13 protein-coding genes are annotated in these 12795 nt (G+C 57.1%); 5 read left to right on the forward strand and 8 right to left on the reverse strand.

Annotated features, from left to right (window positions below; all coding sequences use genetic code 11):
• Positions 1-58 precede the first annotated feature (58 nt).
• From ACQUTI_RS07725 to osmB, 4 genes are all read left to right on the forward strand, one after another.
• Positions 59-1993: an exoribonuclease II gene (locus ACQUTI_RS07725; RefSeq protein ID WP_004203886.1), complete on the forward strand. Its 1935-nt coding sequence runs from the start codon at positions 59-61 to the stop codon at positions 1991-1993.
• A 158-nt stretch (positions 1994-2151) separates the two neighbouring features.
• Positions 2152-2331, forward strand: coding sequence for a hypothetical protein (locus tag ACQUTI_RS07730; protein WP_004203883.1), 180 nt, complete (start codon positions 2152-2154; stop codon positions 2329-2331).
• Between the two features lie 73 nt (positions 2332-2404).
• Positions 2405-3154 (forward strand): DNA-binding transcriptional regulator YciT, encoded by a 750-nt coding sequence (locus ACQUTI_RS07735; RefSeq protein ID WP_004203882.1) that lies wholly within the window; start codon positions 2405-2407, stop codon positions 3152-3154.
• Positions 3155-3429: 275 nt separating this feature from the next.
• On the forward strand, positions 3430-3648 hold the full coding sequence (gene osmB, locus ACQUTI_RS07740) for an osmotically-inducible lipoprotein OsmB (RefSeq protein WP_002901783.1): 219 nt from the start codon (positions 3430-3432) through the stop codon (positions 3646-3648).
• A gap of 129 nt (positions 3649-3777) precedes the next feature.
• Here the strand turns inward: osmB and yciH are convergent, their stop codons facing one another.
• The 5 genes from yciH to pgpB form a co-directional block, all read right to left on the reverse strand.
• Complete coding sequence (yciH, locus tag ACQUTI_RS07745; protein WP_004203881.1) at positions 3778-4104, reverse strand: stress response translation initiation inhibitor YciH; 327 nt, start codon at positions 4102-4104, stop codon at positions 3778-3780.
• On the reverse strand, positions 4104-4841 hold the full coding sequence (gene pyrF, locus ACQUTI_RS07750) for an orotidine-5'-phosphate decarboxylase (protein ID WP_114508076.1): 738 nt from the start codon (positions 4839-4841) through the stop codon (positions 4104-4106). Before pyrF ends, yciH begins: the two co-directional genes overlap by 1 nt.
• 190 nt (positions 4842-5031) lie before the next feature.
• Entirely contained in the window at positions 5032-6201 is a 1170-nt protein-coding gene (gene lapB / locus ACQUTI_RS07755; RefSeq protein ID WP_004203879.1) for a lipopolysaccharide assembly protein LapB, read from the reverse strand.
• 6 nt (positions 6202-6207) lie between these two features.
• The gene (locus tag ACQUTI_RS07760; RefSeq protein ID WP_002901780.1) at positions 6208-6516 is read right to left on the reverse strand and encodes a LapA family protein; all 309 of its coding nucleotides are present in this window, start codon (positions 6514-6516) and stop codon (positions 6208-6210) included.
• Between the two features lie 135 nt (positions 6517-6651).
• Positions 6652-7419: a phosphatidylglycerophosphatase B gene (gene pgpB / locus ACQUTI_RS07765; RefSeq protein ID WP_004203878.1), complete on the reverse strand. Its 768-nt coding sequence runs from the start codon at positions 7417-7419 to the stop codon at positions 6652-6654.
• A gap of 163 nt (positions 7420-7582) precedes the next feature.
• Between pgpB and ribA the strand changes: the two genes are divergently transcribed.
• Complete coding sequence (ribA, locus tag ACQUTI_RS07770) at positions 7583-8185, forward strand: GTP cyclohydrolase II (protein ID WP_004203877.1); 603 nt, start codon at positions 7583-7585, stop codon at positions 8183-8185.
• A gap of 47 nt (positions 8186-8232) precedes the next feature.
• Here the strand turns inward: ribA and acnA are convergent, their stop codons facing one another.
• From acnA to cysB, 3 genes are all read right to left on the reverse strand, one after another.
• Positions 8233-10905 carry an aconitate hydratase AcnA gene (gene acnA / locus ACQUTI_RS07775; RefSeq protein ID WP_254465565.1) on the reverse strand — a complete coding sequence of 891 codons (2673 nt, stop codon included), beginning with the start codon at positions 10903-10905 and terminating at the stop codon, positions 8233-8235.
• A 388-nt stretch (positions 10906-11293) separates the two neighbouring features.
• Positions 11294-11461, reverse strand: coding sequence for a YmiA family putative membrane protein (locus ACQUTI_RS07780; RefSeq protein WP_017898677.1), 168 nt, complete (start codon positions 11459-11461; stop codon positions 11294-11296).
• A 245-nt stretch (positions 11462-11706) separates the two neighbouring features.
• On the reverse strand, positions 11707-12681 hold the full coding sequence (cysB, locus tag ACQUTI_RS07785) for an HTH-type transcriptional regulator CysB (protein WP_004203875.1): 975 nt from the start codon (positions 12679-12681) through the stop codon (positions 11707-11709).
• Positions 12682-12795: the final 114 nt, after the last annotated feature.

A 12795-nucleotide genomic window follows, 5' to 3' on the forward strand; every position in this document is an offset into this window, starting at 1 on the left:
GACAGGCATAATCGCGTAAAAATGTCAGCCGCTCTTTTAGCCACGAAAATACCTAATTATGTTTCAGGATAACCCGCTGCTAGCGCAGCTTAAACAGCAACTGCATTCCCAGACGCCGCGTGCGGAAGGGGTCGTTAAGGGCACGGAAAAGGGCTTTGGCTTCCTCGAAGTGGACGCTCAGAAGAGCTACTTCATTCCGCCGCCGCAGATGAAAAAAGTGATGCATGGCGACCGTATCGTTGCGGTGATCCATTCTGAAAAAGAACGCGAAAGCGCCGAACCGGAATCGCTGGTTGAGCCCTTCCTGACCCGTTTCGTCGGTAAAGTCCAGAAGAAAGACGATCGCCTCGCTATCGTTCCTGACCATCCGCTGCTGAAAGACGCCATTCCCTGCCGCGCCGCCCGTGGCGTTGAGCATGATTTCAAACAGGGTGACTGGGCCGTCGCAGAAATGCGCCGTCATCCATTAAAAGGCGACCGCGGATTTTACGCGGAGCTGACCCAGTTCATCACCTTCAGCGACGATCACTTCGTCCCGTGGTGGGTGACGCTGGCGCGCCATAATCTTGAGAAAGAGGCACCGGACGGCGTCGCCACCGAGATGCTTGACGAAGGGCTGACTCGCCGCGATTTGACCGCCCTCGACTTCGTCACCATTGACAGCGCAAGTACCGAAGATATGGATGATGCGCTGTATGTCGAATCTGGCGCCGACGGCAAACTGTTGCTGACGGTGGCGATCGCTGACCCGACCGCGTGGATTGCCGAAGGCAGCAAGCTGGATAACGCCGCAAAAGTACGCGCCTTTACCAACTATCTGCCGGGCTTCAACATCCCGATGCTGCCGCGCGAACTGTCAGACGACCTGTGTTCCCTGCGTGCCAATGAAGTGCGCCCGGTGCTGGCCTGCCGGATGACTCTGGCGGCCGATGGCACCATCGAAGACAATATCGAGTTCTTTGCCGCTACCATCGAATCAAAAGCCAAACTGGCCTATGACGATGTCTCTGACTGGCTGGAAGGCCGCGGCAGCTGGCAGCCGGGCAGCGAGGCGATCGCGCAGCAAATTACGCTGCTGAAGGACGTGTGTCAGCGCCGCAGCGAATGGCGTCAGACCCACGCGCTGGTGTTTAAAGACCGCCCGGATTACCGTTTCGTCCTCGGCGAAAAAGGCGAAGTGCTGGACATCGTCGCGGAGCCGCGTCGTATTGCCAACCGTATTGTCGAAGAGTCGATGATCGCCGCCAACATCTGTGCCGCCCGCGTGCTGCGCGACAAGCTTGGCTTCGGCGTTTATAACGTCCACACCGGCTTCGACCCGGCGAATACCGAACAGCTGGCGGCCCTGCTGAAGACCCACGACGTACACGTTGATCCAACGGAAGTGCTCACCCTGGAAGGTTTCTGCAAGCTGCGCCGCGAACTGGACGCTCAGCCGACCGGTTTCCTCGACAGCCGCATACGTCGTTTCCAGTCGTTTGCTGAAATCAGCACCGAGCCGGGCCCCCACTTTGGTCTTGGTCTTGAGGCCTACGCCACCTGGACCTCGCCGATTCGTAAGTATGGCGACATGATCAATCACCGTCTGCTGAAGGCCATCATCAAAGGCGAAACCATTGCGCGCCCACAGGATGAAGCCACCGTGCAGATGGCGGAGCGCCGTCGTCTCAACCGCATGGCCGAACGCGATGTCGCCGACTGGCTGTATGCCCGTTTCCTCAACGATAAAGCCGGTACCGACACCCGCTTTGCGGCGGAGATCATCGACATCAGCCGCGGTGGAATGCGCGTACGTCTGGTGGACAATGGCGCGGTCGCCTTTATTCCGGCCCCGTTCCTTCACGCCGTGCGCGACGAACTGGTCTGCAGCCAGGAAAACGGCACCGTGCAGATCAAGGGAGAAGTGGTCTACAAAGTGACCGATGTTATCGATGTCACTATCGCTGAAGTCCGCATGGAAACGCGTAGCATCATTGCTCGTCCGGCAGCCTGACGTCTCTTCACAGCGGTTCCTTCGGGAACCGCTCCTTCTTTCCTCCCTGTCCCGTCATTTCCGTCGCAACGATTAAGGTTGTGCGTTTTTTTCGCTTCTCTTTTTCACCCATTTTTAGCATCATTGATTTCATTCGTTTTTGTTACCAGGATAATGCCATGTCAGATGTGAATGCCCACCTGCTCGCCCAACGTATCGATACCGTGCTGGATATTCTGGTTGCCGGTGATTACCACTCTGCGATCCATAATCTGGAAATCCTCAAAGCGGAACTGCTGGCGCTGGCGGCAGACGACGCCGAGCAAAACAAACCACCCAAAGCGCCCTGGGAAATCTGATTATCGCCCACATGCCGCAACCGGCGATGCTGACCGGTTGCTCGCCGTATAGCCCCCTAACAGTGATGTTGCTATGAACGCCCGACAACAAAGTATTTTGCAAGTGGTCATCGATAAAGGCCGCATGAGCGTCGCCGATCTGGCGAAAATGACCGGTGTCTCAGAGGTTACCATCCGTCAGGATCTAAACCTGCTGGAGAAGCAGAGCTATCTGCGCCGCACCCATGGCTACGCCGTCCCATTGGACAGTGAAGATGTCGAAACCCGCATGATGACCCATTTCGCCATTAAGCGTGAACTGGCCAGCCGCGCCGCGGCGCTGGTGAATGCCGGCGAAACGGTATTTATCGAAAACGGCAGCAGCAACGCCCTGCTGGCGCGCACCCTGGCTGAACGCGGCGATATCACCATCATCACCGTCAGCAGCTATATCGCCCATCTGCTGAAAGAGACGCCGGGAGAGGTGATCCTGCTGGGCGGGATTTACCAGAAACGCAGTGAAAGTATGGTTGGCCCACTGACCCGCCAGTTCATTCAACAGGTGCATTTCAGTAAGGCCTTCATCGGGATCGATGGCTGGCAGGCGGAAACCGGCTTTACCGGCCGCGATATGATGCGTGCGGACGTGGTTAACGCCGTTCTGGAGAAGCACTGCGAAGCGATTATCCTCAGCGACAGCTCAAAATTCAGCGCGGTGCACCCCTATCCGCTTGGCCCAGCCGGCCGCTTTAATCGCGTTATCACCGACGATCGTCTGCCGAACGACTGCCGTGAGCAGTTGTTGCGCAGCGGCCTGACCGTCGATATTGTGCCGTACATCTGATATTCCACCCGCCCCGTGCCCTGCCACCGCGCCGAACGGGGCGAAATTACGCTCTGAGAGTATTCCGAGCCGGTAATTAAGATTTTTTACCTGACGATAAATTTAAAAAAAAGTAGAATTATTATTAGCGATATAACAGGAAGTGACTATCACCTGCGTGATTTTCGTGATACCTGCGCACCCTAACTTCATGGAATTGCCCTAAAGCTGCTTTATCAGGCTATGCTTAAAGGAGCGCCGTAATCCATGAATAGATTATTCAGGAGAAAAAAATGATGACTTCAACGAGCAAAAAAATGGCTGCTGTTGTTCTGGCTGTCACTGTAGCAATGTCTCTGAGCGCTTGCTCTAACATGTCTAAACGCGATCGTAACACTGCAATCGGTGCAGGCGCCGGCGCCATCGGCGGTGCGGTGTTAACTGACGGTAGCGCACTCGGTACCCTGGGTGGCGCAGCAGTCGGTGGTATTATTGGTCACCAGGTCGGCAAATAATATAATTACCTGACGAAATAAAAGAATAATTCATACGAATTGACTTACGCACGTTAAATCATTCAAGGCCGCGGCATTCACCGCGGCCTTGTTATTTCACCTGGCCATTAATTAGGGTTGAAAAAACGATTAGCCGCCAGCTAACTTCACTTTCATCCCTTTCGCCTCTAGCAGCGCCTTAAGTAAATCCCGTTTGTCGCCCTGGATCTCAATCACACCCTCTTTCACCGCGCCGCCGCAGCCGCATTTCTTCTTCAGCTCCGCCGCCAGGGCAGTGAGTGCCGCATCGTCGGCATCAATCCCGCTAATCAGACAGACGCCCTTGCCCTTGCGGCCGCTGGTCTGGCGCTGGATCCGCACTATGCCGTCGCCTTTCGGGCGCACCGGCGCCGGTTTCGCCTCGTCGATACGCCCGGTTTCGGTGGAGTAGACCAGGCGGCTGTTGGAATCGCTCATTATGCCCCCTTGCGCAGAGAATCGTTGATCGCCCGCAGCGTCGCGGCAGGATCGGTCGACTGGGTAACCGGGCGGCCAATGACCATATAGTCCACCCCTGACGCCTGAGCCTGCTCAGGCGTCATGATCCGCCGCTGATCGCCAGCGTCGCTGCCCTGCGGACGGATACCCGGGGTGACCAGCTTAAACGCCTGTCCCAGCTCATGCTTAAAGCGTACCGCCTCCTGAGCTGAACACACCACCCCGTCGAGGCCGCAGCGTTGGGTCAGCGCCGCCAGCTTCGCCGCGTAATCAGCCGGAGATAAGGTAATGCCCAGATCCTGCAGATCGCTGGACTCCATGCTGGTAAGGACGGTGACGGCGATGAGCAGCGGCGCGTCTTGACCAAAAGGCAGCAGCGCTTCGCGTGCCGCGGTCATCATCCGCGCGCCGCCGGAGGCATGGACATTCACCATCCATACGCCAAGCTCGGCCGCCGCCGCCACCGCGCGGGCGGTGGTGTTGGGAATATCGTGAAACTTAAGGTCCAGGAACACCTCAAACCCACGCTGATGCAGATCGCTGACAAACTGCGGTCCCAGCAGAGTGAACATCTCTTTGCCCACCTTCAGGCGGCAGTCGCGCGGGTCGATGCGGTCGACAAATGCCAGCGCTTTATCGCGATTATCATAGTCAAGCGCAACCACAACGGGAGAGGAAGTGACAGCGCGGGAAGATGGGATAGCTGTTGACGTCATGACCAGACCTTAGTGTTGATGGGCGCCAGAGGGCGCAAAAAAGGTAAACGGGCAGCATTCTACCTGTGAAGCTAACAAAATAACAGGCTGCTGTTTTGCCCTGCGCGGACGACGGCGATGCCGGGGCTGCAGACGGCGACGGGAAAGAAATGATAAGTATGTTGTAACTAAAGAGTCTGTTTTTTTGACCTTACTGGCCGTCGAGGCCGCGAATAGGTTTGATGGTCGCCCAGGAGCGGCAGGACGGACAATGCCAGTAGAGAGTATGAGCGGTAAAGCCGCATTTCTGGCAACGGTAGCGCGGTTTGCTACGCACCTGTTCGCCGACCATGTTTCGCAGCACCCCAAGACTTTCTTTCGCCCGTCCTTCTTCCGCTTCATTGAGATGGTAGTCCATCAGCTTATGGAAGACGCGCATGGTGGGATGGCGTTCCAGCTGCCGGGTGACGTAGTTTTGCGCCGCTTCGACCCCTTCCCGCTGCTCAAGGATCTGCGCCAGCATCAGTTCGGCGGTCGCCCCGGCGTTCTCCTCCACGCAGCGGCGCAGGAAAACTTCCCATTCATCGGCTTTGCCGAGCTGCTGATAGCAGGTCTGCAGCATCTCCAGCGTCTCACCCACCAGCTCTTTATCCTGATCGATAACCCGCTCGAGGCTTTCCACCGCTTTGGCGTAGTCGCCCTTCTCCATCCACACCCGACCCATCATGATCGACACCCGGGCGCTGTTGCGGTCCGCGGCGGCGCCTTTCTTCAACAGCGCCATCGCCTTATCCAGATCGTTGGCCGCCATCTGCTGCAGGGCCAGTTCGCACCAGAAGTTGGCGATTTCGCCACGATGCTTCTCTTTGCCCAGCTTCACCAGCCGCTCAGCCACCTCGATAGCCGACTGCCAGTCGCTGGTCGCCTGGTAGATCTGCAACAGTTGCTGCAGCGCGCCGAGGCGAAAATCAGTCTCATCCACCAGCTGTTTGAACATGTCTTCCGCACGGTCATACAGCCCGGCGGCCATATAGTCGCGCCCCAGCTGCTGGACGGCCAACAGGCGCTGATCGTAGGTTAACGATGCGCTTTCCATCAGACTCTGGTGGATACGGATCGCGCGGTCGACCTCACCGCGCGAGCGGAACAGGTTGCCGAGCGTCAGGTGGGCCTCAACGGTACCGGTATCCTCTTTCAGCATATCAAGGAACAGATCGACGGCTTTATCCTGCTGGTTGCTAAGCAGGAAGTTCACCCCCGCCACGTAATCCCGTGACAGGCGGCTCGCGTCGTCCTGTTTGGACTGTTGTGCACTTCTGCGCCCCATGTACCAGCCGTAGGCGGCGGCAACGGGTAAAAGCAGAAACAACAACTCCAGCATAAGAGGTTATTCCTTCACCGCAGGCACGCCTGCGTCGACAGCCGCCGGGCTGACAGGGGCAATCTGGTGCTCAAGGCGCTTAATTTTCCGCTCCGCGCGCGCCAGCGAGACGCGCACCCGCAGCCAGAACAGGCCGCAGATCAGCCAGCCGATGGCAAAGCCTGCGGCAAACAGCACCGCCAGTAGCGTCGAAATGCGGAATTCACCCTGAGCGAGCAAATAGTTGAAAGTGACCTGTTGGTCATTCTGCGCCCCCAGCGTCACTGAAATGACGAAGATTGCTAACACCAGTAAGAAAATGAGTAAATATTTCACATGACTTCCCGTTCTGTGGGTTGCGCGAAAAAAGCCCGCTTTCAGCCCTATAAAGTATCATTTTCGCCGCAGCGGTGGAACGAAAAAGCACGGCAACTCTACAGGATATGCGGTCGGATGCCGCTAAAATCAACATTATTCCGCTTCAGGCATCCGTTTTTTAATATCCTGCGCCTCTTCCCCCGGCGGCGAGAGCGGCCCGCAAAGACGCTGCGTCAGCCAGCAGGCCACCGTGACCAGCACCCAGGAAATCAACGTAGCGACAATAAGATCCAGCGGCCAGTGCATGCCGAGCGCCAGGCGACTGCCCATCACTGCCGTCGCCCACGCCAGCAGCACCGCGATCGTGCCCCAGCGCCGACGCGGCCACAACAGCCCGGCAGCGAGCAGCGCCCAGCTGGCGGCGAACATCGTATGGCCTGACGGGAAGGCAAACCCGGTCTCTTTCTGCCAGTGTTTGCGTAAAAACGGCGGGATGTCCTGCGCCTGCGCCAGCTGCTCATGCACCAGTTTAGCGCGTTCTTTGCGCTTTAACGCGTAGAATTGCGTCACCGGCACCTGCCTTGTGTTTTCCAGCCAGATGACAAACGGTCTCGGCTCCTGAACCCGCGCCTTGACCCAGGATTTGGCCCCCTGTCCCACCAGGATGGCGGCGGCAAGAATGAGGAACAGAATCAGCGCCGCGCGCAGGCGAAAGCGCAAGCACCAGAGAAACCAGGCGCACAGCACAACATGGGTGATGATTCCCCACGGCTGGGTCACCGTTTCCGTCACCCACCAGAGGCTTTTCAGCCATGCCACCGGTAGTCCTGGCTGCCACAGCCAACCAGACAGCCAGACCGTGAGGGGCATGACCAGCAGCAGCGCCGCCGCAAGAGCGGTTCGTCGGGCAATCAACAGCATTTTCTCTCCTTCTCCTTTTAGATGAACATCATAGCGGAAAGTAGATCGTTTGTGCGCTTTCCGCGCGGCTAACCGTTCGCGATTAGGAGAACGTCCCGGCGTTGTGGCAAAATAGCGGTAAACAGAAAGCACATTCAGGTGCTGACAGAATCTGGAGAATCACATGCAGCTTAAACGTGTGGCAGAAGCCAAACTGCCAACCCCCTGGGGCGATTTCCTGATGGTGGGTTTTGAAGAACTGGCAACCGGACAGGATCATGTCGCGCTGGTGTACGGCGATATCTCAGGGCAGGCGCCGGTGCTCGCCCGCGTTCATTCAGAGTGTCTGACGGGCGATGCCCTGTTTAGCCTGCGCTGTGATTGCGGCTTTCAGCTGGAGGCGGCCCTGTCGCATATCGCCGAAGAAGGCCGGGGGATCCTGCTCTATCATCGTCAGGAAGGTCGCAACATTGGTTTATTGAATAAGATCCGCGCCTACGCGCTGCAGGATCAGGGGTATGACACTGTCGAAGCGAACCATCAGCTTGGCTTCGCCGCCGATGAGCGCGACTTCACCCTGTGCGCCGATATGTTCAAACTGCTCAACGTAGAGCAGGTGCGACTGTTAACCAATAACCCGAAAAAAGTGGAAATCCTCAGCGAAGCCGGGATTAACATTGTGGAGCGCGTGCCGCTGATCGTCGGACGCAACCCGAAAAACGCCCATTATCTCGACACTAAAGCCGCCAAGATGGGCCACCTGCTCAACAGCAAGCCGGCGGAATAATACCGGCGACAGAGTAAAGAGAGGGCCAGCGATGCTGGCCCTTCGTTTTACAGCATATTGCGGATGACGTAGTGCAAGATGCCGTCGTTGCGGTAGTAGGTGAGCTCGGTCGCCGTGTCGATACGGCACCGGCAGGCGATCACCTCCTGCGAGCCGTCAGCGCGGGTGAGGGTCACCGGCACCGTGGCGCCAGGCTGTAGCGACTGCAGATTACTGACATCAATCCGCTCTTCACCGGTCAACTGTAGCGTTTTACGGGTGACGCCCTGCGGGAACTCCAGCGGCAGAATACCCATCCCGATCAGGTTGGAGCGGTGAATACGTTCGAAGGACTCGGCGATCACTACCCGGATCCCCAGCAGGCGCGGCCCCTTCGCCGCCCAGTCGCGGCTGGAACCCGAGCCATACTCCTTACCGGCAATCACCGCCAGCGGTATCCCCTCGGCTTTATACAGCATCGCCGCATCGTATATCGCCACCGGTTCGCGGTCCGGCAGATGGCGGGTCATCCCCCCTTCCACCCCCGGCACCATTTCGTTGCGGATGCGGATATTGGCGAAGGTGCCGCGCATCATCACCTCATGGTTACCGCGACGGGAGCCGTAGGAGTTAAAGTCGCGCCGGGCAACCCCATGCTCCTGCAGATAGCGGCCTGCCGGACTATCGGCTTTGATGCTTCCTGCCGGCGAAATGTGGTCAGTGGTCACTGAATCGCCCAGCATGGCGAGGATCCGCGCGCCGTGAATATCCTCCACCGGCAGCGGCTCGACGCCCATCTCGTCAAAGAACGGCGACAGGCGAATGTAGGTCGAATCTTCCTGCCAGTCGTAGGTATCTGACGCCTCCACCTTGATCGCCCTCCACTCCTCAGTACCGGAAAACACTTCCGCGTACTCTTTGCGGAACATCTCCGTGGAGACCTGTTCCACCGCCCGGGCAATCTCCTCCCCGCTCGGCCAGATATCTTTCAGATAGACCGGCTCACCGTCGCTGCCCTGTCCCAGCGGCTCGCGGGTGAGATCGATGTTCATGTTCCCCGCCAGCGCGTAAGCGACCACCAGCGGCGGCGAGGCCAGCCAGTTGGTTTTCACCAGCGGGTGGATACGCCCTTCGAAGTTACGGTTGCCGGAGAGCACCGCCCCGACGGTGAGGTCGCCTTTTTTGATTGCTTCTTCAATCGGTTCCGGCAGCGGACCGGAGTTACCGATACAGGTGGTACAGCCATACCCCACCAGATTGAAGCCGAGCTGGTCGAGGTAAGGCGTCAGGCCAGCATGGGCCAGATAATCTGACACCACTTTCGAGCCAGGGGCCAGGGAAGCTTTCACCCACGGCTGCGGCTGCAGGCCGCGTTCGACGGCTTTTTTCGCCAGCAGGCCAGCGGCCATCAGTACGCTGGGGTTGGAGGTGTTGGTACAGGAAGTGATCGCCGCAATGGCCACCGCGCCATCCGGCAGCGAATAGTGATGCCCGTTCAGCGTATACGCCACCGGCTGGCGCTGACGCTGAAGGTGGTTAACCTCCAGTTCGCCGCTGGCGGCAAAGGCTTTCGGCACATCGCCGAGCGCCACGCGATCCTGCGGCCGCTTCGGCCCGGCGAGGCTCGCTTCAACGCTGCCCATATCCAGCGCCAGGGTACTGGTAAAGACCGGCTCATCGCCCGGCTGGCGCCACATGCCCTGCGCTTTGGCATAGGCTTCCACCAGCGCTACCTGTTCTTCGCTGCGTCCGCTGAGACGCATATAGCTGAGCGTCACGTCATCGATCGGGAAGAAACCGCAGGTGGCGCCATACTCTGGCGCCATATTGGCGATGGTGGCGCGATCGGCCAGGGGCAAGGTATCCAGACCGTCACCGTAGAACTCGACAAATTTTCCGACCACGCCGTGCTGGCGCAGCATCTGGGTGACCGTCAGCACCAGGTCAGTAGCGGTAATGCCTTCGCGCAATTTGCCGCTGAGCTTAAAGCCGACCACATCCGGGATCAGCATCGACACCGGCTGGCCGAGCATGGCGGCTTCCGCTTCAATCCCGCCCACGCCCCAGCCCAGCACGCCGAGCCCGTTAATCATGGTGGTATGGGAGTCGGTGCCCACCAGGGTATCCGGCCACGCCATCCACTTCCCGTTCACCTCTTCGCTCCACACCGCCCGTCCGAGATATTCCAGGTTGACCTGGTGGCAAATCCCGGTGCCCGGCGGCACCACGCTGAATCGGCTGAAGGCCTGCTGCCCCCAACGCAAAAATGCGTAGCGTTCGTGGTTCCGCTCCATTTCCAGGCGGACGTTGTCTTCGAAGGCCTCGTCGTCGCCGAAGCGGTCGACGGTCACCGAGTGGTCGATCACCAGGTCGACCGGCGAAAGCGGGTTCACCTTCGCGGTATCGCCGCCCAGGCGTTTCACCGCCTCGCGCATGGCGGCCAGATCCACTACCGCCGGCACGCCGGTAAAGTCCTGCATCAGGACGCGAGCCGGACGGTAGGCGATCTCCCGGTCGGTATGGGCCTTTTTCAGCCAACCGGCAAGGGCACGAATATCTTCTTCAGTTACCGAGTCACCGTCCTGCCAGCGCAACAGGTTCTCCATCAGCACCTTCAGCGACTTGGGCAGTCGACTGATATCGCCCAGCTGCTTCTCCGCCAGCGGCAGACTGTAGTAATGCCAGGTTTTCTCATTGACCTGCAGCGTGTCCTTACTGGCTTCTCGTAGGGTTGACGACATAGCTCCTCCTTTATCTCAGGGATGGCATACCCCGATTCTCCTCAGGGTCTCCATTAAAGATAACACATGCTGGGCATAACACTTTGATAACAACCCAAATTGCTAAATGCGATAGGACGGAGAGGGATAAAAAGGCAATTATCAGAGCGCAGAGGAAATAGCACCAAAATAGTGCAGAGGAGTCGTTTAAGCGATATTGTATTAGTACACGAGGACAAAAAAAGAGCTAATCATTGCCTGTTGGCTATTAGCTCTTGTGATTGATTTCAGGTTGGATGAATCCCACGGCAAAATATATTCTCCCTGTATTGCCGGTCACTGATTTTATATTACAGTTTCCTTTCACTGTCATAAAAATGACATGTATCTACAACGATGACCTACAGCTTTAGCTGACAATCCAGATGTTGCAGATGGTGAGCGCGATGATACTCCAGAACATCGCCAGCCCTACCAACACTACGCCCCATACGCGACTACGCAGAACGGGATCGATTTCGGTTTTGTCATTTTCGTATGACATCGCCAGTTTCATGTAATCGAGATTACTTATCATATTGTCACCACCAATTGCTCAAATCATCAGGTACAGATAAATCTTAATTATGGATAAAAGATTAATCCAGCTAAATTAGGTCTGATGGAATATATTTAACCGGTTATTTGATCGCGGTGGGCATAATGACAAACGTGTTGCGAGAAATTATTAATTTTGTGATTGGTTCGAGGTTTAAGTTGTTAAATAAAGACCATGCTAGTTAATGGCACTCCCCACAGGGAATGCCATTATTTTTTACAGGGTTATTTTTCCGGTAGTTTTATATCTTTGAACATCGCTTCAATATCTTCATTCGACCGCAAGGCCACCGCGGTATCCACCACATCCCGGGTCAAATGGGGTGCAAAACGTTGAATAAAATCATACATGTAGCTTCGTAAGAAAGTGCTACGGCGGAAGCCTATTTTAGTGGTGCTGTGGCTGAAGATACCGTTCGCATCCAGCTTCACCAGGTCCGGATCGGAGACCGGATCCACCGCCATACTGGCAATCACCCCTACCCCGAGTCCCAGGCGAACATAGGTTTTGATGACATCGGCATCGGTGGCGGTAAAGACAATGCGCGGCGTCAGGCCCGCACGGTTAAACGCGGTATCCAGTTCCGAACGGCCGGTGAAGCCAAAGGTATAGGTTACCAGCGGATACTGCGCCAGCTCTTCTATTGACACCGAGCCCCTGGAGGCCAGAGGATGCTCCGGCGTCACCACAATCGACCGGTTCCAGTGATAGCATGGCAGCATCACCAAATCGTCATACAGATGCAGCGCTTCAGTAGCAATAGCGAAGTCGGCGTTGCCTTTCGACACGGCTTCAGCGATCTGGGTTGGCGAACCCTGATGCATATGCAGCGACACCCGCGGATAGCGTTCAATAAAGCCCTTGATCACCCCCGGCAAGGCATAGCGCGCCTGGGTATGGGTGGTCGCCACATACAGCGACCCCTTGTCCGGCCAGGTATGCTCCCCGGCGACAGATTTGATGGCATCGACTTTCGACAACACCTCGCGGGCAATACGGATGATCTCCTGCCCGGCAGGGGTCACCTGAGTCAAATGCTTGCCGCTGCGGGCAAAGATCTGGATGCCCAGCTCATCTTCCAGCATACGCACCTGCTTACTGATGCCTGGCTGGGAGGTATAAAGCCCTTCGGCGGTGGATGAAACATTCAGGTTATGGTTAACCACCTCAACGATGTAGCGAAGCTGTTGTAGTTTCATGCTGATATCCGTTTGCGCGTAAAATGAAGCCGCTTAATACACTTTACGTTCAGGCAACTTGTCGCCTGTGAAGGCCAGGCCTCCCGGCAGTTGGCCATAGTGGCGCCGCAACGC

The sequence above is a fragment of the Klebsiella sp. 7-CIP_Kleb. genome, from assembly GCF_050378655.1.
Classification (GTDB): Bacteria; Pseudomonadota; Gammaproteobacteria; order Enterobacterales; family Enterobacteriaceae; genus Klebsiella; species Klebsiella quasipneumoniae.

What these genes read in the sequence shown, in the direction of transcription:
- ACQUTI_RS07725 (WP_004203886.1), top strand. Translation starts at nt 59, where the DNA reads ATGTTTCAGGATAACCCGCTGCTAGCGCAGCTTAAACAGCAACTGCAT.
- ACQUTI_RS07730 (WP_004203883.1), top strand. Translation starts at nt 2,152, where the DNA reads ATGTCAGATGTGAATGCCCACCTGCTCGCCCAACGTATCGATACCGTG.
- ACQUTI_RS07735 (WP_004203882.1), top strand. Translation starts at nt 2,405, where the DNA reads ATGAACGCCCGACAACAAAGTATTTTGCAAGTGGTCATCGATAAAGGC.
- osmB (WP_002901783.1), top strand. Translation starts at nt 3,430, where the DNA reads ATGACTTCAACGAGCAAAAAAATGGCTGCTGTTGTTCTGGCTGTCACT.
- yciH (WP_004203881.1), bottom strand. Translation starts at nt 4,104, where the DNA reads ATGAGCGATTCCAACAGCCGCCTGGTCTACTCCACCGAAACCGGGCGT.
- pyrF (WP_114508076.1), bottom strand. Translation starts at nt 4,841, where the DNA reads ATGACGTCAACAGCTATCCCATCTTCCCGCGCTGTCACTTCCTCTCCC.
- lapB (WP_004203879.1), bottom strand. Translation starts at nt 6,201, where the DNA reads ATGCTGGAGTTGTTGTTTCTGCTTTTACCCGTTGCCGCCGCCTACGGC.
- pgpB (WP_004203878.1), bottom strand. Translation starts at nt 7,419, where the DNA reads ATGCTGTTGATTGCCCGACGAACCGCTCTTGCGGCGGCGCTGCTGCTG.
- ribA (WP_004203877.1), top strand. Translation starts at nt 7,583, where the DNA reads ATGCAGCTTAAACGTGTGGCAGAAGCCAAACTGCCAACCCCCTGGGGC.
- acnA (WP_254465565.1), bottom strand. Translation starts at nt 10,905, where the DNA reads ATGTCGTCAACCCTACGAGAAGCCAGTAAGGACACGCTGCAGGTCAAT.
- ACQUTI_RS07780 (WP_017898677.1), bottom strand. Translation starts at nt 11,461, where the DNA reads ATGATAAGTAATCTCGATTACATGAAACTGGCGATGTCATACGAAAAT.
- cysB (WP_004203875.1), bottom strand. Translation starts at nt 12,681, where the DNA reads ATGAAACTACAACAGCTTCGCTACATCGTTGAGGTGGTTAACCATAAC.